Annotated in this window: 23 protein-coding genes; 17 read left to right on the top strand and 6 right to left on the bottom strand. The window is 63.3% G+C overall.

Going from position 1 to position 18,197, the window contains the following annotated elements; genetic code table 11:
* Positions 1-66: 66 nt before the first annotated feature.
* The 3 genes from EN869_RS03530 to EN869_RS03540 all read left to right on the top strand — a co-directional run bounded on the left by EN869_RS03530 (position 67) and on the right by EN869_RS03540 (position 2,454).
* A complete protein-coding gene (locus tag EN869_RS03530; protein WP_127228499.1) occupies positions 67-1,398 on the top strand; it encodes a dihydroorotase in 1,332 nt (443 codons plus the stop codon).
* Positions 1,399-1,448: 50 nt separating this feature from the next.
* Positions 1,449-1,673, top strand: a complete 225-nt coding sequence (locus tag EN869_RS03535) for a hypothetical protein (protein ID WP_127228498.1) — start codon at positions 1,449-1,451, stop codon at positions 1,671-1,673.
* A gap of 67 nt (positions 1,674-1,740) precedes the next feature.
* A complete protein-coding gene (locus EN869_RS03540) occupies positions 1,741-2,454 on the top strand; it encodes a nucleotidyl transferase AbiEii/AbiGii toxin family protein (protein WP_127228696.1) in 714 nt (237 codons plus the stop codon).
* Between the two features lie 9 nt (positions 2,455-2,463).
* Here the strand turns inward: EN869_RS03540 and EN869_RS03545 are convergent, their stop codons facing one another.
* From EN869_RS03545 to EN869_RS03560, 4 genes are all read right to left on the bottom strand, one after another.
* Positions 2,464-3,255: a hypothetical protein gene (locus EN869_RS03545; RefSeq protein WP_167498716.1), complete on the bottom strand. Its 792-nt coding sequence runs from the start codon at positions 3,253-3,255 to the stop codon at positions 2,464-2,466.
* A 131-nt stretch (positions 3,256-3,386) separates the two neighbouring features.
* On the bottom strand, positions 3,387-3,644 hold the full coding sequence (locus EN869_RS03550) for a hypothetical protein (protein WP_040984202.1): 258 nt from the start codon (positions 3,642-3,644) through the stop codon (positions 3,387-3,389).
* Positions 3,645-3,998: 354 nt separating this feature from the next.
* Positions 3,999-4,376: a TIGR02301 family protein gene (locus tag EN869_RS03555; protein WP_127228496.1), complete on the bottom strand. Its 378-nt coding sequence runs from the start codon at positions 4,374-4,376 to the stop codon at positions 3,999-4,001.
* 87 nt (positions 4,377-4,463) lie between these two features.
* Entirely contained in the window at positions 4,464-4,874 is a 411-nt protein-coding gene (locus EN869_RS03560; protein ID WP_127228495.1) for an NUDIX domain-containing protein, read from the bottom strand.
* A gap of 118 nt (positions 4,875-4,992) precedes the next feature.
* On the opposite strand from EN869_RS03560, the gene EN869_RS03565 reads away from it, so the two are divergent.
* Positions 4,993-5,754 carry an SOS response-associated peptidase gene (locus tag EN869_RS03565; RefSeq protein WP_127228494.1) on the top strand — a complete coding sequence of 254 codons (762 nt, stop codon included), beginning with the start codon at positions 4,993-4,995 and terminating at the stop codon, positions 5,752-5,754.
* 167 nt (positions 5,755-5,921) lie between these two features.
* Here the strand turns inward: EN869_RS03565 and EN869_RS03570 are convergent, their stop codons facing one another.
* Positions 5,922-6,077 carry a hypothetical protein gene (locus tag EN869_RS03570; protein ID WP_127228493.1) on the bottom strand — a complete coding sequence of 52 codons (156 nt, stop codon included), beginning with the start codon at positions 6,075-6,077 and terminating at the stop codon, positions 5,922-5,924.
* A gap of 391 nt (positions 6,078-6,468) precedes the next feature.
* Here EN869_RS03570 and cysS point away from each other — a divergent pair, with 391 nt between their 5' ends.
* From cysS to EN869_RS03630, 10 genes are all read left to right on the top strand, one after another.
* Positions 6,469-7,920: a cysteine--tRNA ligase gene (gene cysS / locus EN869_RS03575; protein WP_127228492.1), complete on the top strand. Its 1,452-nt coding sequence runs from the start codon at positions 6,469-6,471 to the stop codon at positions 7,918-7,920.
* 202 nt (positions 7,921-8,122) lie between these two features.
* Positions 8,123-8,521 carry an endonuclease domain-containing protein gene (locus EN869_RS03585; protein WP_127228490.1) on the top strand — a complete coding sequence of 133 codons (399 nt, stop codon included), beginning with the start codon at positions 8,123-8,125 and terminating at the stop codon, positions 8,519-8,521.
* Complete coding sequence (locus EN869_RS03590) at positions 8,518-8,904, top strand: VOC family protein (protein WP_127228489.1); 387 nt, start codon at positions 8,518-8,520, stop codon at positions 8,902-8,904. Before EN869_RS03585 ends, EN869_RS03590 begins: the two co-directional genes overlap by 4 nt.
* 21 nt (positions 8,905-8,925) lie before the next feature.
* Positions 8,926-9,417, top strand: coding sequence for a GFA family protein (locus tag EN869_RS03595; protein ID WP_127228488.1), 492 nt, complete (start codon positions 8,926-8,928; stop codon positions 9,415-9,417).
* The gene (locus EN869_RS03600; protein WP_127228487.1) at positions 9,414-9,890 is read left to right on the top strand and encodes a GFA family protein; all 477 of its coding nucleotides are present in this window, start codon (positions 9,414-9,416) and stop codon (positions 9,888-9,890) included. The genes EN869_RS03595 and EN869_RS03600 overlap by 4 nt, the downstream gene beginning before the upstream one ends.
* A complete protein-coding gene (gene pip / locus EN869_RS03605; RefSeq protein WP_127228486.1) occupies positions 9,887-10,852 on the top strand; it encodes a prolyl aminopeptidase in 966 nt (321 codons plus the stop codon). Before EN869_RS03600 ends, pip begins: the two co-directional genes overlap by 4 nt.
* Positions 10,853-11,063: 211 nt before the next feature.
* The gene (cimA, locus tag EN869_RS03615) at positions 11,064-12,680 is read left to right on the top strand and encodes a citramalate synthase (protein ID WP_127228485.1); all 1,617 of its coding nucleotides are present in this window, start codon (positions 11,064-11,066) and stop codon (positions 12,678-12,680) included.
* Positions 12,681-12,686: 6 nt separating this feature from the next.
* Positions 12,687-13,214: a hypothetical protein gene (locus tag EN869_RS03620; RefSeq protein ID WP_127228484.1), complete on the top strand. Its 528-nt coding sequence runs from the start codon at positions 12,687-12,689 to the stop codon at positions 13,212-13,214.
* A gap of 123 nt (positions 13,215-13,337) precedes the next feature.
* On the top strand, positions 13,338-14,264 hold the full coding sequence (gene rarD / locus EN869_RS03625; RefSeq protein ID WP_127228483.1) for an EamA family transporter RarD: 927 nt from the start codon (positions 13,338-13,340) through the stop codon (positions 14,262-14,264).
* A gap of 57 nt (positions 14,265-14,321) precedes the next feature.
* Positions 14,322-15,008 (top strand): glutathione S-transferase family protein, encoded by a 687-nt coding sequence (locus EN869_RS03630; RefSeq protein ID WP_127228482.1) that lies wholly within the window; start codon positions 14,322-14,324, stop codon positions 15,006-15,008.
* Positions 15,009-15,012: 4 nt separating this feature from the next.
* Here EN869_RS03630 and EN869_RS03635 read toward each other — a convergent pair whose 3' ends face one another.
* A complete protein-coding gene (locus EN869_RS03635) occupies positions 15,013-16,008 on the bottom strand; it encodes a transporter (protein ID WP_127228481.1) in 996 nt (331 codons plus the stop codon).
* A 245-nt stretch (positions 16,009-16,253) separates the two neighbouring features.
* Between EN869_RS03635 and EN869_RS03640 the strand changes: the two genes are divergently transcribed.
* The 3 genes from EN869_RS03640 to EN869_RS03650 all read left to right on the top strand — a co-directional run bounded on the left by EN869_RS03640 (position 16,254) and on the right by EN869_RS03650 (position 18,157).
* Complete coding sequence (locus EN869_RS03640; RefSeq protein ID WP_127228480.1) at positions 16,254-16,469, top strand: DUF680 domain-containing protein; 216 nt, start codon at positions 16,254-16,256, stop codon at positions 16,467-16,469.
* Between the two features lie 219 nt (positions 16,470-16,688).
* On the top strand, positions 16,689-17,660 hold the full coding sequence (locus tag EN869_RS03645; RefSeq protein WP_127228479.1) for an MBL fold metallo-hydrolase: 972 nt from the start codon (positions 16,689-16,691) through the stop codon (positions 17,658-17,660).
* A gap of 35 nt (positions 17,661-17,695) precedes the next feature.
* Positions 17,696-18,157 carry a tetratricopeptide repeat protein gene (locus tag EN869_RS03650; protein WP_127228478.1) on the top strand — a complete coding sequence of 154 codons (462 nt, stop codon included), beginning with the start codon at positions 17,696-17,698 and terminating at the stop codon, positions 18,155-18,157.
* The last annotated feature ends 40 nt before the right edge of the window (positions 18,158-18,197 follow it).

The following is an 18,197-nucleotide window of genomic DNA, read 5'->3' on the forward strand; positions in this document are numbered from 1 at the left end:
TCTTGCAAAACGTTCGGTCATTACGTAAGCCGGCCACACTCCCCCCGCAAGAGATTGGACCTGCCCATGGCAACCACCTTCGACCTCATCCTGACAGGCGGCACGGTGGTCAACCATGACGGCGAAGGCCGGCGCGACATCGGCGTGAAGGCCGGACGCATCGCGCGGATCGGCGATCTCGCTCAGGCCTCGGCCGGCGAAACCATCGACTGCACCGGCCTGCACATCCTGCCAGGCGTCGTCGACAGCCAGGTGCATTTCCGCGAGCCGGGGCTGGAGCACAAGGAGGACCTGGAGACGGGCTCCCGTGCGGCGGTGCTGGGCGGCGTCACCGCCGTCTTCGAGATGCCCAACACCAATCCGTTGACCACCAGCGAGGCCGCACTTGCCGACAAGGTGCGCCGCGCCACCGGCCGCATGCATTGCGACTTCGCCTTCTGGGTCGGCGGCACGCGCGACAATGCGCGCGATGTCGGCGAACTGGAACGGCTGCCGGGAGCGGCAGGCATAAAAGTGTTCATGGGTTCGTCCACCGGCGATCTTCTGGTGGAGGACGACGAGGGCGTCGCCTCGATCCTGCGCAACACGCGCCGCCGCTCCGCCTTCCATTCCGAGGACGAGTTTCGCCTGCGCGAGCGGCTGGGCGAACGCATCGAGGGCGATCCGTCGTCGCATCCGGTCTGGCGCGACGAGGTCGCAGCACTTCGCTGCACCGAGCGGCTGGTGCGCATCGCTAGGCAGACCCGCGCGCGCATCCATGTGCTGCATATCTCGACGGCCGAGGAGATCGTCTTCCTCGAACAGCACAAGGATGTCGCGACCTGCGAGGCGACGCCGCACCATCTGACGCTGACGGCGGACGACTATGCCAGGCTTGGCACGCTTCTCCAGATGAACCCGCCGGTGCGGGCCTCACGCCACCGCGACGGCGTCTGGCACGGCATTGCGCAAGGGATCGTCGATGTTCTTGGCTCCGACCACGCGCCGCACACGCTGGCCGAGAAGGCAAAGCCTTATCCGGCCTCGCCGTCGGGCATGACCGGCGTGCAGACGCTGGTGCCGATCATGCTCGATCACGTCAATGCCGGCCGGCTCACCTTGCAGCGCTTCGTCGATCTTTCCAGCCACGGCCCGCAGCGCATTTTCGGCATGGCCAGGAAGGGCCGTGTCGCCGCCGGCTACGATGCCGATTTCACGATCGTCGATATGAAGCGGCGCGAGACCATCACCAACGCCCAGGCCGGCTCCAAGGCCGGCTGGACGCCCTATGACGGCAAGCAGGTGACCGGATGGCCGGTCGGCACCATCGTGCGCGGCAATCGCGTCATGTGGGAAGGCGAGATCGCGACACCCAACCAGGGCAGGGCAGTCGAATTCTCCGAGGCGCTGCCGGTTTAGCCCGGCCAAAATTGGATTTGTTAAGCGCTCTGCATTATCTTGAATGCGCTATGACCGACAACATCGCGCCGATCATTCCTGCAGAATTTCCCGAGCTCCAGGCACTCGCCTGGAACCGCGATGTCGCGCGCCCCATCCCGGCTAAGGAGGCCTTTGCACTTTATGAGCGCAACTGGCGCTTTGTCGATCAAAAGCGCCTTACGGCGCGTGAGAAGCTGCTTATCATGAAATTGGCTGACGAATTCGGCCACGGTATCCTTCTGACCACATCGTGATGATCCATCGTTCTGTCCTTGACGCGCGCAATCGCCGCGCCGGACAGGAATATTGCGGGTAGAAATCATGAAGGCGTTCGGAAAGCCGGAACATAGGATTATCGCCGAAGCCCTCGGGCTGATGGATCGTGACTTTCTGACGGCCACCCAATGCTGGTTTGGCGGGGGCACGGCCATCCTTATGAAACTAGGCGAGTATCGCCGGTCGCTGGACCTGGATTTCCTTCGCGCGGACGCTGGCGGCTACCGCGAGCTGCGAACACGAGCATCGGAACTCGGCATTCGAGCCTTTTTTCCCGAGCCCGTCGAAGCTGCTCGGGATTTCCAGATCGACCAATACGGCCTGAGGACAATGGTGCGCCTGAGGGAGCACCCGATCCGGTTCGAAGTCGTCCGGGAGGGCCGCATCGATTTGCGCGGTCATTTTGACGAGGATTTGGGGATACCGGCGCTCGTTCCAGCAGACATGTTTGCAGAGAAGCTGCTGGCGAATGCCGACCGATGCCAGGATCGCGCTGTCGCGTATCGTGACGCCTTCGATCTCGGGATGCTGGTCAAAGGGTATGGGCAAATCCCAACCGAAGCCCTCGACAAGGCGCAAACTGCTTATGGACCCGACATCGAACGCAAAGTTGCCTGGGTAGTGGGTAAGCTCCGGGACATAGGCGAACTGCGCGACGCAGCCGAAGTCTTGCAAATGGACCCTGCGGTAGGTGCTGACGCCATCTCGGCCTTGCAAGAGGAAGCGGCTCGCATCTGGCCGGAGACCGGAAAGAGATAAGTTTCCCGCTTAATCCCCAGCCACGAAAAACAGCCACTGCCCCGTGGGCGTGATGCCGACACGGTAGAAGATGTAGGCGCCGAACTGCTTCATGTCGTCATAGTCGCTTGCTGTGACCAGCTTGAATAATTCGACACGCTGCCTGGCATCGAGCTTGTCGAGCGGCAGCGCGAAGAAATACGGCCACACATAGAGCTCCTGCGGCGTGCCGGTATCGACATGCACATAGCCGGCCGACAGCACCTCTTCCAGTATGGCGAGGATTTCCTGGCCGTCGCCGTCGCCCGAAAGGCTCTTGAGGAAGGTGACCGGGTCGCCGTCAATGTCGCCCAGCGACAATTGCGTCATCGTATCGCCCTTGCCGATCAGCGGCCTGAGCTTCTCGATATCGCCACTTTTGCAGGCCTCGATGATCAGCCCGTGCATGCGCTTGACCGGTTCGGGAAGCGTGTCGAGGTCGTAGACGACCGCGGGCGGCGGCGCATCGGGGTCGGCGCGCGGGCTGGTGATGCCGCCATTGGCGGGCGGCGTTTCCGGTTCCGACTTATCCTTATCGTCGGCCGGCTGGCCGCTGTCCCTGGGCTTTGAGCCGGGTCCTTCCGGCACCGGCACGGTCGCGCCGGGTGCGGCGCTGTCGCCACTGGCGGGCGGAGTGAGGGGGGAAGGCAGATCCTCGCGCTGGATCTCGCTCAGCGCGTAGGACGGGGTGCTGGCGAGGCTCAAAGGCAGTGCCAGGCAGGAAGCGGCGATCAGGATGTTGAGGGTCAGCCCGCATGGCTGGCCGGACATCGAAAATCTCACCGCATGCCTCTCCATTGTTACCCGGCCTGACCGGGCGGCGCTTTGAATGATCAAGCGCGTTGGGCATGATGCCCAAACGGCGCGCGTCCGTCAAAAAGTGACTGCTAAAAAGTCGCTGTCAAAACAGGCGGCTAGTGCTTGAGCCGCTCCGGCTCGAACGCGCCGGCAATCACCTTTTCCCGCATGCGGTCGAGCAGCGCCAGCGCCGAGGTCTCGCCATTGGCGCGCAGCATTTCGCCGAAGGCCGTTTCCAGCGCGGCTTCGGCGATGATTTCAGGTTCGATGCCAGCCGACAGGCCTTCCGCCCAGGCTTCGCTGTGGCTCTCCACGGCGGTCAGGCGCTTTTCTTCCCTGACCAACGCGTCGATGTCGCTGACACCATGTTCCATTGCGATGTCCACCTTCTGCAAGCGGCGATCCGACCGATGGATCTTGGCTTGGTCTGTCAGTTCGTCCGCAGTCTCACTTAAGTCTTTGTAAATACGACATTTTTAGGGTCAAAATCTACATTGCCGGCGAGACTGCCCTCAATCGATGTCGAGCTTAGCCGATTAGACCGGCTTGCGGCATCAAAACCTTCAGTTTGAGTTAATTCCACAATTGCGCGCTAACGTTTCATTAACGCTGTTGCGCAATTGCAACACATCATTGCACCAGAGCGGGACAGGAGACAATAAGGCACGTCACATTAGTGCCGATTGTCGCAAAAAACTGGGCAAAACGCGCTTGCCGCGGATCAAGCCTCAATTGCCATAGCGGGAAGCAATGTCGCGCGACAGCGTCTCGCCTTCCTTCATGTAGCGGGCAATGGCCGCGGTCGCCGAAGGCGTGCATTGCGTATAGGTGCCGCTGAAGGAGCGGTAGCCGCGGTTGAACGAGGCGATGAAGCGGGCGCGCCGGTCGGGATCGGGATTTTCCGATTCGAGCAGCTTTTCCATCTCGACCCGCCACTGGTCGCCCTTCTCGCCGCAGAGATTGCGCAGGAAATGCAGTGACCCCAGAACTTCCGCCAGCCGCATCAGCCCGGGCTCGAACGGCGCCTCGGCGGCGAGTGCCGGCCGCGCCACCACTGCCATGCTGATGGCAAGGCATGCGGCAAGAAAGGGCGAGGCGCGGGTCATCAAAGCCTTGGCGTGAGGGGAACCAAAGCTTTGTGGCGAAACATTTTGTCGCCTGCAAGGCGATTTTTGCCGGTTACCCGGTGCGTCTTAAACAGGCCCGAGCAATTCCTCGGCGACCGAGAACACATCGCCGGCCAGCGGCATGTCCGCCATTTGCGCCAACGTGTAGAAAGCCGCGGTCTCGGCATCGTCGCTGGCCACCGGCTCGCCGCCGGCATAGGTGGCGCCGAATACCGTCAACAGATAGTCGACCGGGTGGTTTTCGCCGCTGCCGTCGATATGGATGTCGCGCAGCGGGCGATAGTCGCCGGCCTGCAATCCGGTTTCTTCAAGCAATTCGCGTGCTGCGGCTTGCGGCAAGGTTTCGCTCGGCTCGACCTTGCCGCCCGGATAGGCAAACAGTCCTTTGGAAGGTGCGCGTGCACGCTTGACCAATAGCACCGTCTTACCGCGCACGACGGCGACGGAGACGGAGGGGACGATCTTTCTGGGTTCCATAAGAGCCGATTTGCTTGCAGTCTTGTTGTGGACCGATTGGTCCGATCAAAGCTTTAGTCGTTGCGGCGTGGCGGTTCCATCGCCACTTTCATCGCACACCAGTTGACGAGCCCGATCCATGGCTGGACGCTTCGCCCTGACCGCCACTCCGGAACAGACCGCAGCCTTCCTCGGCCTTGCCGAATTGGAAGCATTTCCACCCCGCTACAACATCGCGCCGACTCAGCCGGTGCTGATGGTGCTTGCCGGCCCGCAGCGCGAGCCGGGCTCGAACCTGCCGGAGCGCCAGGCGATACTGGTGCGATGGGGCCTGATCCCGGCCTGGGTCGAGGACACCAGGGAGTTCCCGTTGCTCTTCAACGCCCGCTCCGAGGGCGTGCTGCAAAAGGCTTCGTTCAAGACCGCCATGCGCCACCGGCGCGCTCTTGTACCGGCATCCGGTTTCTATGAATGGCAACAGTCGGGCGGGGCAAAGGGCCAGCCTTATTGGATTCGGCCGAAGCACGGCGGCATGATTGCCTTCGCCGGCCTGATCGAGACCTTCTCCGAACCGGGCGGCTCGGAGATGGACACCGGCGCGATTCTAACGACCGAGGCCAATACCGGCATCTGCCACATCCACGACCGCATGCCGGTGGTGATAGAGGAGCGCGACTTCGCCCGCTGGCTCGATTGCCGCACACAGGAGCCGCGTGACGTGCTCGATCTGCTGAAGCCCGCCGAGCCCGATTTCTTCGAAGCGATTCCGGTTTCAGACCTCGTCAACAAGGTCGCCAACACCGGGCCGGAGATTCAGGAGCGAGGCATCGTGTCGCCGCAGGCCGAAAAGCCCAGGCGCCAAAAGCCTGGCGCGGACGAAAATCAGATGAGTTTGTTTTAAAGCAATTCCAGGAAAAGCGTGGAGCGGTTTTCCGTTCGGAATTGCGCAAAACCATCCGGAAGGCTGCTTGCCTCGGGAGGCTGCTTTGGGGCCTTCATCTCCAGGGCGCTCTTCGGCGCCCTCATCGCCGGCGTCCCCATCGTCGGGACAGTGCCCGTCGTGCCCTTTCAGGCAGCGCGCGGCGAAACGATCTTCTGCGCGGGCTTCTTCTTCTTCGCGGTGTGCAGAAGGGCGGCGACGATCGCCGCCGGGCCGATCGCGCGGTAGTGGTTGGCCAGTGCGGGCTGCGTTTGTCGGTTCTGTTCCTGCTTGCTGCGAGCCATGATTCTCTTCCCTGGTAACAGTTTCGTGTTCAGCGTTTGGCGGCGGATTCCGACCAAATCGTGACATCTGGCGGTCTAGCCGGCGAATGTTTCATCACTGTGCCGACATGTTTAATAAAATGTTTCGCCCCGTCTTTACCTGTGATCCGACGACATCTTTCCCAAGTGGAGCGACTTGACGGCAACACCCGCCAGAGCGATAAAGCCGGCCATGAAAACGTCTTTCGCCATTTGTGGCATTTGCATTATTGGCTAGCCTCGCGCTGGTCCGGACGTTTTCGCCTCATCTTTCCCTAGAGTGGACAAACGCCCCGGCCAGCAGGCTGGAGCCCGATTTGTGCCTGCGGCGCAGACAAGGCTCCGACCAATCTAAGGGATCGGAAGGGCACGCATGTCTGACGCATCGAAGGGCCTCGGCCTCTACAACACGCTGACGCGGACGAAGGAACCGTTCGTTCCGATCGACCCGCTCAATGTGCGCATGTATGTCTGCGGCCCGACCGTCTACGACTTTGCCCATATCGGCAATGCGCGTCCGGCGATCGTCTTCGACGTGCTCTTCCGTCTGTTGCGTCATCTCTACGGCGAAAGCCACGTCACGTATGTGCGCAACATCACGGACGTCGACGACAAGATCAACGCGCGTGCGCTTCGCGATTTCGGCGAGGCGATCGCGGCCGGAAAGCTCTCCCTCAACGACGCCATCCGCAAGGTCACGGAAAAGACCGCCGACCAGTATCACAAGGATGTCGCCGCCCTTGGCTGCCTGCAGCCGACCTTTGAGCCGCGCGCCACCGAGTTCGTCGCGCCCCGCGCCGACGGCAAGGCCGACATGCTGTCGCTGATTTCGCAATTGATCGAGCGCGGCCATGCCTATGTCGCCGGCGGCGAGGTGCTGTTCGACACCGCCTCGATGCCGGACTATGGCGAATTGTCGAAGCGCAATCTCGACGAGCAGCAGGCGGGCGCCCGCGTCGCCGTCGACGCGCACAAGAAGAACCCCGGCGATTTCGTGCTGTGGAAACTGTCGAGCCCCGAAGAGCCCGGCTGGGAAAGCCCGTGGGGCAGGGGCCGGCCCGGCTGGCACATCGAATGCTCGGCCATGTCGGCGGCCTATCTCGGCGAGGTCTTCGACATTCACGGCGGCGGCTTGGACCTGATCTTCCCGCACCACGAGAACGAGATCGCCCAATCGCGCTGCGCCCACGGCACCAAGGTGATGGCCAACGTCTGGATGCATAACGGCTTCCTGCAGGTCGAGGGCCAGAAGATGTCGAAGAGCCTCGGCAATTTCTATTCGATCCATGAATTGCTGGAGACCGAGACTTTTGGTGGCCGCACCTGGCCCGGCGAGGTGCTCAGGCTGGCGATGCTGATGACGCATTACCGCGAGCCGATCGACTTTTCCGTGCGCAAGCTGGAAGAGGCGGAAAACACGCTGCGCAAATGGAAGCGCGCCGCCGACCTCGCGCCCGCGGCCGCGAACGACCTGCCGCCCGAAGTGGTGGAAGCGCTGTCCGACGACCTCGCCACCTACACGGCGTTCCAACGGCTGACGCAGCTTGCCGGCGAGGCGAGCGAGGTTGGCGGCGACGCAGGGAATGGCGCGGCTGCTTCGCTCAAAGCAGCGCTGGCCTTCCTCGGCTTTGATGTCGGCGCGGCCAAGGTGGACGAAGTCGCCGTCGCCAAGTCGATCGCCAAACGCTTGGAATTCATCGCCGCCAAGAACTGGGCGGAGGCGGATCGCATCCGCGACGAGCTGCTGGCGCAAGGCGTGCAGTTGAAGGACGGCAAGGATCCTGTCACAGGCGAGCGCGTGACGACCTGGGAGATCAAGCGGTGAGGGCGGATGCTCTCATGATGGAGAGGTTGGAGCGAGGCCCCCCTCTCTGTCCTGCCGGACATCTCCCCCTCAAGGGGGGAGATTGGATGTCGCCTTGGCTTTCGCCAATCGCCGACGTTGACCATTGGGCGCCGTCGGCGGAGCTGCTGATCTCCCCCCTTGAGGGGGAGATGCCCGGCAGGGCAGAGAGGGGGGCCTCGCGATGACTCATCATCGTGTATCTCCAGCCAACCGTGGCAATGCTCGCAAGATGCGCAAGGCGATGACAGACGCCGAATTGAAGCTCTGGAATGAGGTCCGCGCCGATAGGCTGATGGGAATGGCGTTTAGGCGTCAGATGCCCATAGCTGGCTACATCGTCGATTTTGCCTGCCCCAAGAAGAAGCTGATTATCGAACTGGACGGCTCGCAACATGCTTCGCCCGATGTCTCGGCGTCTGACGCGGCGCGAACCGCGACGCTTGAAGCGATCGGCTGGACCATCCTGCGCTTCTGGAATGACGACGTGATCCGCGATATCGACAATGTCTGCCAGCACATCGTCATCGCGGCCGGCCCGGCCGATGCGCCGGCGCTACCAAGGGAGGAACTCGTCATATGATCGACCATCTCGGCATCACCGTTTCCGACTTTGACGTGTCGAAATCGTTCTACGACAAGGCGATGGCGCCGCTCGGCGCTTCGCTGCTCTACATGGTGCCGCAGGAATACACCGGAGGCGCCAAGGTCGGCGGCTATGGCCGCGACCGGCCGGTGTTCTGGGTCACCGCCGGCAAGGAGAAGCCGAAGGACCACCAGCACATCGCCTTCACCGCGCGCAGCCGCGCCGAGGTCGATGCTTTTCATGCTGCGGCCCTTGCCGCCGGCGGCAAGGACAATGGCGGGCCGGGCCTGCGGCCGCACTATCATCCCAACTACTACGGCGCCTTCGTCTTCGATCCCGACGGCAACAATGTTGAGGCGGTTTGCCATGATCCGGCGTGATTTCAAGAATCGGAGTCCGTCATGAGCCTCGACAACCGGCCGGTCTATACGGGCGGCTGCCAATGCGGCGCGGTGCGCTTCCGCGTCGAGGGCAGGCTCGGCGATGCCTCGATCTGCCATTGTCGCATGTGCCAGAAGGCGAGCGGCAATTTCTATCTGCCTCTGGTCTCCGTGCGCGGCGCCAAGCTCGACTGGACACGTGGCGAGCCGAAGCGCTTCCGCTCGTCCAGCGCGGCCTGGCGCGGCTTCTGCGCCGAATGCGGCACGCCGCTGACTTTCGAGGCGCCGGACGGCATTGCGCTGGCGATCGCTGCTTTCGACGACCCGACCGGTATCGCGCCGACTGTGCAGTGGGGCGCCGAGGCAAAACTTCCCTATGTCGACAGCATACCGAAACTGCCGTCCGAGGACACGATGGCCGATATCGGCTCCGCGCCTTATCTGGCCGAGCTCGTCTCCTATCAGCATCCCGACCACGACACCGACCAATGGCCGCCGGAGGAAAGACCATGACCGACCAAGTTCGAACCGGTGGCTGCCAGTGCGGCGCCGTGCGCTTCCGCATCAAGGGCAAGCTCGGGCGTCCCTCCATCTGCCATTGCCGCATGTGCCAAAAGCAGTTCGGCAATTTCTTCGGCGCTCTCGTGACGGTGCCGAAGGACGGCGTCGAATGGACCCATGAGGAGCCGAGCTACTTCCAGTCCTCGGTCAACATCGACCGCGGCTTCTGCCGCCGCTGTGGCACACCGCTGACCTACCGCCAGCCCGGCGCGCTGGAGATCGCCATCGGCGCTTTCGACGACCGCTCCGACCTCGCGCCGCAGATCCAGGTTAACTACGCGGTGCGGCTGCCTTGGGTGGAGAAGATATTCGAGGCGCCGACGCTCGACGACCCCGACTTCTATCGGCGACAGGAGCAGATCATCTCCTTCCAGCATCCCGACCACGAGACGGCCAACTGGCCACAGCAGGGCTTGAAACTATGACGATCGCTGCCGGTTCTTTGCGCACGCTCTATCCCGAGATCGAGCCCTTCGATTCGGGTATGCTCGATGTCGGCGACGGCCACACGATTTACTGGGAGCGCTGCGGTACCAGGGGCGCCAAGCCTGCCGTGTTCCTGCACGGCGGTCCGGGCGGCACCATCTCGCCGAAGCACCGGCGGCTGTTCGACCCGAAGCTCTATGACGTCATCCTGTTCGACCAGCGCGGCTGCGGCAAGTCGACGCCGAACGCCTCGCTCGAGGCCAACACCACCTGGCACCTCGTCGCCGACATCGAGCGCCTGCGCGAGATGGCGGGTTTCGACAAATGGCTTGTCTTCGGCGGATCCTGGGGTTCGACGCTGGCGCTCGCCTATGCCGAGACGCATACCGATCGCGTCAGCGAGTTGATCGTGCGCGGCATCTATACGCTGACCCGCGCCGAGCTCGAATGGTACTATCAGTTCGGCGTCTCGGAGATGTTCCCTGACAAATGGGAGCGTTTTCTGGCGCCGATCCCGCAAGCCGAACGCGGCGACATGATGGCCGCCTACCGCAAGCGGCTGGTCGGCTCTGACCGCAAGGCCCAGGTCGAGGCCGCCCTTGCATGGAGCATCTGGGAAGGCGAGACGATCACGCTGCTCCCGGAGCCCGAGACCAGCACGCCGTTCGGCCAGGACGACTATGCGGTGGCCTTCGCCCGCATCGAGAACCATTACTTCGTCCATGCCGGCTGGCTGGAGGAGGGACAGCTGCTGCGCGATGCGTGGAAGCTCAAGGACATTCCCGGCACCATCGTCCACGGCCGCTACGACATGCCTTGCCCGGCGAAATATGCCTGGGCGCTGCACAAGGCCTGGCCGAAAGCGGATTTCCACCTCATCGAGGGGGCAGGGCACGCCTATTCGGAGCCGGGGATTCTGGATCGGCTGATCCGGGCGACGGATCGGTTTGCGGGGAAATAATGATGCAGGTTCGTGCTCTACGGCGCCCCCCTCTGGCCTGCCGGCCATCTCCCCCACAAGGGGGGAGATCAGCAGCTTCGGCCACGCCGTTTCTCCTGCAGCGCTGGAGATTGGCGAAAGCCGAAGTGCCGTCCAATTTCCCCCCAAGTGGGGGAGATGCCCGGCAGGGCAGAGGGGGGCGCGAAGGATCGCAGCTTTTCGAGCTATAGCCATGAAAAAACAAAGACTTTTCCTCTTCGACACGACCCTCCGTGACGGCCAGCAGACGCCGGGCATCGATTTTTCCGTCGAGGACAAGATCGCCATCGCAAAACTGCTCGACGAGTTCGGCATCGATTATGTCGAGGGCGGCTATCCGGGCGCGAATCCGACCGACACCGCCTTCTTCCAGAAGAAGCGCACGCAAGGGGCAAAGTTCGTCGCCTTCGGCATGACCAAGCGGGCAGGGGTCTCGGCTTCCAACGATCCGGGGCTGGCGGCGCTGGTGCAGTCGAAGTCGGATGCCATCTGTTTCGTCGCCAAGAGCTGGGACTATCATGTCCGCGTCGCGCTCGGCTGCACCAACGAGGAGAACCTGGAATCGATCAAGGTCTCGGTCGAGACGGCGGTCGCGGCCGGCAAGGAGGCCATGGTCGACTGCGAGCATTTCTTCGACGGTTTCAAGGCCAATCCGGACTACGCTCTGGCCTGCGCCAGGACCGCCTACGATGCCGGCGCGCGCTGGGTGGTGTTGTGCGACACCAATGGCGGCACGCAGCCCTCGGAAGTGCGCGCCATCGTCGAGAAGGTAATCGCTGGCGGCATCCCGGGCGATCATCTCGGCATCCATGCGCATGACGACACCGGCCAGGCGGTGGCCAACTCGCTCGCCTCCGTCGAGGCCGGCGTGCGCCAGATCCAGGGCACGCTGAACGGCATCGGCGAGCGCTGCGGCAACGCCAACCTCATCTCCATCATTCCGACGCTTTCGCTGAAGCCGGCCTTCGCCGATCGATTCGAAACCGGCATTTCGGCCGAAGTGCTGACCGGCATCTCGCGGCTCTCCCGCGCCTTCGACGAATTGCTCAACCGCGCGCCGGAAGCCCAGGCGCCATATGTCGGTTCCTCCGCCTTCGCCACCAAGGCCGGCATCCATGCCTCCGCGCTTGCCAAGGAGCCGGCGACTTACGAGCACGTGCCGCCTGAAGCCGTCGGCAACCGCCGCCGCGTCATGGTCTCCGACCAGGGCGGCAAGGCCAATTTCCTCGCCGAGCTGAAGCGGCGCGGCATCGACGTGCCGAAGGACGATCATCGGCTCGACGCGTTGATCGCGGTGGTCAAGGAGCGCGAGGCCGAAGGCTATGCCTACGAAGGCGCCGACGCGTCCTTCGAGCTGCTCGCACGCAAAATGCTGCACGGCCTGCCGGAGTTCTTCAACGTCACATCCTTCCGTTGCATGGTCGAGCGCCGCTTCGACGCCAACGGCAATCTGAAGACCGTCTCCGAGGCGATCGTGAAGGTCGAGGTCGATGGCGAGGAGAAGATGTCGGTGGCGGAAGGCCACGGCCCGGTCAATGCGCTCGACATCGCGCTGCGCAAGGACCTCGGCAAATACCAGAGCGAGATCGTCGACCTCGAGCTCGCCGACTTCAAGGTGCGTATCCTCAACGGCGGCACCGAGGCCATCACCCGCGTCCTGGTCGAATCGCATGATTCCACCGGCGCCCGCTGGTGGACGGTCGGCGTCTCGGAAAACATCATCGACGCCTCCTTCCAGGCGCTGATGGATTCGATCATCTACAAGCTGATGAAGAACCGCGAGATGGCGGGGCTGGTGGCGGCGGAGTGAGGGCGCGTGGGCTTCTCGATAAGCTGGTTCGGCTTTCGCGGTTACGAGATTAAGGACGCCGCGGCCCTGTTCGGCAGGGACGTCGGCGACTCTTCGGAGGATTTCGATGCTCCCATAAGCGCTTACCTTAGCAATAAGAACTGGGCGATCATCATCCTGGATTATTGTAGCTTTCCCAACCCTCCCGACAGTTATCTATCGGTGTTCTCGCAGGGCAGGGAAATGGTCGTCGTGCATGTAGAGGAACATCAAATGTTCGCTCGCGCCGAGTTCTGGAGCAACGGAAAGAACATCTGGCGAGTTTGGCATAGTGGCGACAAGAACATCAGAGATTTCCACACCACGGGCGATCCTCCAGCGTCCTTTGAATCGCTGAGGCAGCAGGCGTTTTCAAAGCAGGACAAGGAAAGTAATGTCGATCATGTCTTCGACATTCCTCTCGATCTGGCGGCGGAGCTGACGGGCTTCAGGCATGATGAGGGAGCGCCCGACAGGGTCTTCTTCGAGCTTGTCAAAAGACCTGCCCAGAAATGAGCATGCATCGCTGTCGAGGCGCCTGGGCGCGACGTCAACCCCTTGAACCATCACCAAAAGTCCATTGATCCATCATAATTTTGTGATGGTCTTGGACGATCCGCTGGGCCATAGCGTTGGGCCATGGTCACAGCGACAGCCGATCTCGATCACGACGCCAAAGCCCGCCGAGGATTCCTTTTGGCGCTTGGCGCCTATTTCCTTTGGGGACTGCTGCCTTTCTACATGAAGGCGGTGGCGCATCTGCCGCTTGCCGAGGTGATCGCCAACCGTGTCGTCTGGTCGGTGCCGATCGCGGCTTGCGTGCTGGTCTGGGCCGGCCGCACAGCCGACTTCAAGGCGGCGATCCGCTCGCCGAAAAGCCTTGCCATGGCGGCGCTGACGGCGGTGCTGATCTCGGTCAACTGGGGCATCTATGTCTGGGCAATCGCGGTCGACCGCACCGTCGAGACCGCTCTCGGCTATTACATCAACCCGCTGGTCAACGTCGTCGTCGGCGCCGTGCTGCTCGGCGAACGGCTCGACCGGCTGCAGATCGCGGCGGTTGCGTTGGCCGCGGTCGCGGTTTCGGTGCTGACCGTCGAGGCAGGCAAGCTGCCCTGGGTATCGCTGGCGCTCGCCTTCTCTTTCGCCGCCTACGGCTTCTTCCGCAAGACGCTGCCGATCGGCCCCAGCCAGGGCTTTCTGCTCGAAGTGCTGCTGCTCTCGGTGCCGGCGCTTTGCTACATCGTCTACCTGATCGCCACCGGCCAGGATCATTTCATCTCCAGCACCGTTTCCGACACGGCCTTGCTGATCGGCTGCGGCCCGATCACCGCGGTGCCGCTGCTGCTCTTCGCCTTCGGCGCCCGGCTGCTGCGCCTGTCCACCATCGGCATCATGCAATATATCGCGCCGACCATGGTGTTCCTGATCGCCGTGCTGATCTTCGACGAGCCGTTCGGCGCCACGCAGGCGATCGCCTTCGCGCTGATCTGGACGGCGCTGGCGATGTATTCATGGTCGATGTTCAGGGGCCGCGAGGTCCGCCCGGCGGCGCCTGCGAGATAAGCAAAAGTGCGAGACGGCTTTCCGTCCGCAACCGCGTCGAACAGAGGAGGGCGCCCGATGTACATCCTGCATATCGGCAACAAGAACTATTCGTCCTGGTCGCTGCGCCCATGGCTGCTGATGCGCGTCCTCGACATTCCCTTCGAGGAGCGGCTGACGCCGTTCCCGAATGGACCAAGTTTCGACCTCTACAGGCAGTTTTCACCGAACGGCCGCGTACCCTGCCTGGTCGACGATGGCTGGGCGGTCTGGGATTCATTCTCGATCGTTGAGTGTCTTGCCGAACGCCATCCGGGCGTCTGGCCGGCGGACGCGAAGGCGCGCGCCTGGGCACGCTCGGCCGCCGCCGAGATGCATTCGAGCTTCACCGCGCTGCGCAACGACTGCCCCATGAGCTGCGGCGTGCGCGTCGAACCGTTGCCGATGTCCGCCGCGCTGAAGCACGACCTCTTCCGCATGGGAGACTTGTGGAACGACGGCCTTGCGCGTTTCGGTGGGCCGTTCCTGGCCGGGGACCGTTTTGGTGCCGTCGATGCCTTCTTCGCTCCCGTCGCGTTCAGGGCGCAGTCCTATGGCCTGGCTTTCGAGGGCGCCGCTGCCGCCTACCCGAAGCGGCTGCTCGACCTGCCGGCGATGCGCGAATGGTATGCGGCCGGCCTCGCCGAGACCTGGCGCGAACCCGGCCATGAAGCGGAAGTCGCTGCCGCGGGCACGATAGTCGAGGATCTGCGGGCAACCGCTTGAAGCGCTACACCCGCCCCAGCCGTCGCACGATCTTGTAAACGATGCCGGCGATGACGACCGAGATCGCCGTCACCACCCAAAAGCCGTGCGGCGTGTCGACCAGCGGCAGCCCGCCGACATTCATGCCGAACAGGCCGGAGATGATGGTCATCGGCAACAGCACCGCCGTCATGACCGACAGGATGTAGAGCAGCTGGTTCGACTGCTCGGTGAGCTTCGCCATCAGCTCGTCCTGCAAAAGGCGGGTGCGCGCCTGCAACTGCTCGCCGTCGTGATGCAGCGTATGCGCCCGGTGCGAGAGACGTGTGGCCATGTCGTTGATCGTGTCCGGCAGCTCGTTGCGATGCGAATGGTCTAGGTGGCGGAAAAGGCTGGTGAGCGTCGCCATCTGCCGGTGGATCAGCACCAGCTGCCGGCGCGCGTCGACCAGCGCCTGGCGCTCATTGTGCCACGCGTCGCACACGATGCGGTCCTCGATGCCGTCAAGCGTGTCGCCCATCCTGTCGAGCTCGACCGCCATGCCGTCGAGCGACTGGCCCATCACCGCCTCGATCAGCTCGGCCGGCGCGCGGAATTTGCGCGTGCCGCTCTCCACCAGCTTGCGGATCCTGTCGACCGATTCCAGCGGCTGCTTGCGGGCGCCGATCAGCATCTTGTCGTTGAAGGCGAAGCGGAAGTGGGTGAGCCCGCGCGCCTCGGCAAAATCGTGCCTGAGGTCGGGCAGGTCGCCATAGAGGAAGTCGTCCTCGAAATCGATCTGGCAGCCATGGCTGGGCGACAGGAAGGCATCGCGCACCGGTGCCGGCAGCGCCCGCTCGGCGCCGATCTCCCGGCGGGCACGCATGTCGGTGATCTGGTAGCTGCGCCAGGTCCAGTGCGCCTCGGCGGGGTCCTTGGTGCGGGAACCGTCGGCCTTGAAATGGTAGATGAAGAACAGCCCGTGTTCGTCAGGCAAATAGGGCGAGAGATCGGTGCCTTCGGTGGGGAGGGCGATGTTCATGGCGGCTTCGCCGGCTCTTGATATGGTCGGGTCGCCGGGGGCGGCCAGCGCTCCTTCTAGCACGTGCTGTCGGCCCGCGTGTGACAGTCGGATGACGGCCGAGGCCTTGCCGGTCTCCGCCCTGGTTCCGTGACCCCCAAAAAATTCTTCCGCGCCCCGGGAATAAAGCCCCGGACTTCCGGGTCTTGGCTGTAGCGAGGCCATCCTCCCAAGGCGCGCATCAACCACCCGGAAGGACTACCAACATGAACAGAACCATCTTCGCCGCAGTCGCCATTCTCATTGCCACCGGCAGTGCCTTTGCTGGCAGCGACCACTTCGTCGCGGCCGGTCAGCAGGCTGTCGCCGTCGACACCACCACCACTGCTTCCATCGCGCAATCCGAAATGGCCCGCCACGACATGAAGCCGGCCGCCAGGATCGCTGCGGATGAGCCCGGCCAGGGCATCTGGGGTCGCTGAGCTAGGAGTCAGGACCGACGGTCCTGATCCTAGGCGGGGAAGGCACGCCTCGCCGGGCTCGGAGCCGAAATCCTGATCTCCCCGGCGCCGGCCGATCTTCAGTCGGACCGGCCGACACCGGTTCCGCAGCCGGCGGAGGGTCGCACCGGGCCCTCCGCCAATCTCTCATACCGCCTGAACCCTGAAGCAAACGCGCAAGCCATGAAGAGGAGATTTCTGATGTTCAACATGACACGCCGCATGGTGCTCGGATCAGCTGCCGCCGCTGCCGCCTTCGGCATTGCCGGCAAGCTGGAATTCGCGCCCGCGGCTCACGCCGAAACCCCGGTCGAGCCGCTGGTCGGTTTCTACAAATACAAGGTCGGTTCGCTCGAGGTCACCGCCGTCTATGACGGCATTTGGCGCAAGCCCCATGACCCGGCCTTCATCAAGGGCGTCTCGGTCGACGATACCAAGGCGGCGCTCGCCAAGGCGGGGCTCACCACCGACTTCATGCCGATCCCGCTCACCGTCATGGTGCTCAAGATGAACGGCCGCACCATCATGATGGATGCGGGCTCCGGCGTCGGTCAGTGGCAGGCCAACGCCACGCATCTGCCGGCCAACATGAAGGCCGCCGGCATCGACTACAAGGCGATCGACACCATTCTGATCTCGCATTTCCATCCGGACCATGTCTGGGGCCTGATGGAGAAGGGCACCAACGATCCGGTGTTCCCGAATGCCGAGCTGATCGTCAATGCCACCGAGTACAATTGGTGGACCGATCCCAGCCGCCTCGCCAAGCTGCCCGAGGGCCGCAAGCCGGCGGGCAAGCGCATCGCCGAGAACTTCCCGAAATGGAAGAACTGGAAGCTGGTCGACGACGGCGCCGAAGTGATGCCCGGCATCCGCATCATGGTGGCGCCCGGCCATACGCCTGGACATTCCGTCTACCATGTCGATGCCGGCGCCGAGCAGTTCCTCGTCTCGGCCGACACCATGTATGTGCCGGCGCTGCTTGCCCCACACCCCGAATGGCAGGGCGCCTACGACCAGGACGGGCCGATGGCGATCGCCACGCGCCACCGGATTATCGACCAGGTGATCGCCGACAATGTCCGCATCTGCGGCTCGCACTTCCCGTTCCCCGGCACCGGCAGCTTCGTCAAGGACGGCAACGCCTACGCCTTCACCCCAACCGAGATCTGATCAAATCGGATCCCGAACAGAAAGCGACAACTTCCATGAAACACGCACTTTTCGTGGTGCTCGGCGCCATTGCGATCTTGACCGCCGCCCCGATCGCCATCGCCGTTCCGGCCTATGCCGTGGACGACATCGAAGGCGCCGACGCGCCCGACCTGACGGCCGTCAAGGCCAAGATCGACGCCAAGGACTACAAGGGCGCGCTGGCCGACCTGCGCGACCTGGCGCAGGACACCCAGCAGGCCGACGTCTACAATCTGCTCGGCTTCACGCTGCGCAAGACCGGCGACTACCAGACCTCGCTGACCTACTACACCAAGGCGCTGGAGCTAAAGCCCGACCACAAGGCCGCGCATGAATATCTGGGCGAGCTCTATGTCGAGACCGGCGACATGGCCAAGGCCAACGAGCAGCTCGCCTCGCTGGAGAAGCTATGCCCGTCGGGCTGCGAGGAGCTTTCCGACCTCAAGCAGGCCATTGACACCAAGGTGACGAAGTAACGCTGCTGTTCCTCGCGCCCACGAAGTGGGGGAGAGGTGG

Origin of the sequence: Mesorhizobium sp. M2D.F.Ca.ET.226.01.1.1 (assembly GCF_004022705.2) — a bacterium.
Taxonomy (GTDB): Bacteria; Pseudomonadota; Alphaproteobacteria; order Rhizobiales; family Rhizobiaceae; genus Mesorhizobium.

Coding starts and splice junctions, on each gene's coding strand:
- EN869_RS03630 (WP_127228482.1), top strand. CDS start 14,322: ATGTACATCCTGCATATCGGCAACAAGAACTATTCGTCCTGGTCGCTG.
- EN869_RS03595 (WP_127228488.1), top strand. CDS start 8,926: ATGAGCCTCGACAACCGGCCGGTCTATACGGGCGGCTGCCAATGCGGC.
- EN869_RS03570 (WP_127228493.1), bottom strand. CDS start 6,077: ATGGCTCGCAGCAAGCAGGAACAGAACCGACAAACGCAGCCCGCACTG.
- rarD (WP_127228483.1), top strand. CDS start 13,338: ATGGTCACAGCGACAGCCGATCTCGATCACGACGCCAAAGCCCGCCGA.
- EN869_RS03560 (WP_127228495.1), bottom strand. CDS start 4,874: ATGGAACCCAGAAAGATCGTCCCCTCCGTCTCCGTCGCCGTCGTGCGC.
- cimA (WP_127228485.1), top strand. CDS start 11,064: ATGAAAAAACAAAGACTTTTCCTCTTCGACACGACCCTCCGTGACGGC.
- pip (WP_127228486.1), top strand. CDS start 9,887: ATGACGATCGCTGCCGGTTCTTTGCGCACGCTCTATCCCGAGATCGAG.
- EN869_RS03535 (WP_127228498.1), top strand. CDS start 1,449: ATGACCGACAACATCGCGCCGATCATTCCTGCAGAATTTCCCGAGCTC.
- EN869_RS03645 (WP_127228479.1), top strand. CDS start 16,689: ATGTTCAACATGACACGCCGCATGGTGCTCGGATCAGCTGCCGCCGCT.
- EN869_RS03540 (WP_127228696.1), top strand. CDS start 1,741: ATGAAGGCGTTCGGAAAGCCGGAACATAGGATTATCGCCGAAGCCCTC.
- EN869_RS03650 (WP_127228478.1), top strand. CDS start 17,696: ATGAAACACGCACTTTTCGTGGTGCTCGGCGCCATTGCGATCTTGACC.
- cysS (WP_127228492.1), top strand. CDS start 6,469: ATGTCTGACGCATCGAAGGGCCTCGGCCTCTACAACACGCTGACGCGG.
- EN869_RS03530 (WP_127228499.1), top strand. CDS start 67: ATGGCAACCACCTTCGACCTCATCCTGACAGGCGGCACGGTGGTCAAC.
- EN869_RS03590 (WP_127228489.1), top strand. CDS start 8,518: ATGATCGACCATCTCGGCATCACCGTTTCCGACTTTGACGTGTCGAAA.
- EN869_RS03600 (WP_127228487.1), top strand. CDS start 9,414: ATGACCGACCAAGTTCGAACCGGTGGCTGCCAGTGCGGCGCCGTGCGC.
- EN869_RS03550 (WP_040984202.1), bottom strand. CDS start 3,644: ATGGAACATGGTGTCAGCGACATCGACGCGTTGGTCAGGGAAGAAAAG.
- EN869_RS03565 (WP_127228494.1), top strand. CDS start 4,993: ATGGCTGGACGCTTCGCCCTGACCGCCACTCCGGAACAGACCGCAGCC.
- EN869_RS03555 (WP_127228496.1), bottom strand. CDS start 4,376: ATGACCCGCGCCTCGCCCTTTCTTGCCGCATGCCTTGCCATCAGCATG.
- EN869_RS03585 (WP_127228490.1), top strand. CDS start 8,123: ATGACTCATCATCGTGTATCTCCAGCCAACCGTGGCAATGCTCGCAAG.
- EN869_RS03640 (WP_127228480.1), top strand. CDS start 16,254: ATGAACAGAACCATCTTCGCCGCAGTCGCCATTCTCATTGCCACCGGC.
- EN869_RS03635 (WP_127228481.1), bottom strand. CDS start 16,008: ATGAACATCGCCCTCCCCACCGAAGGCACCGATCTCTCGCCCTATTTG.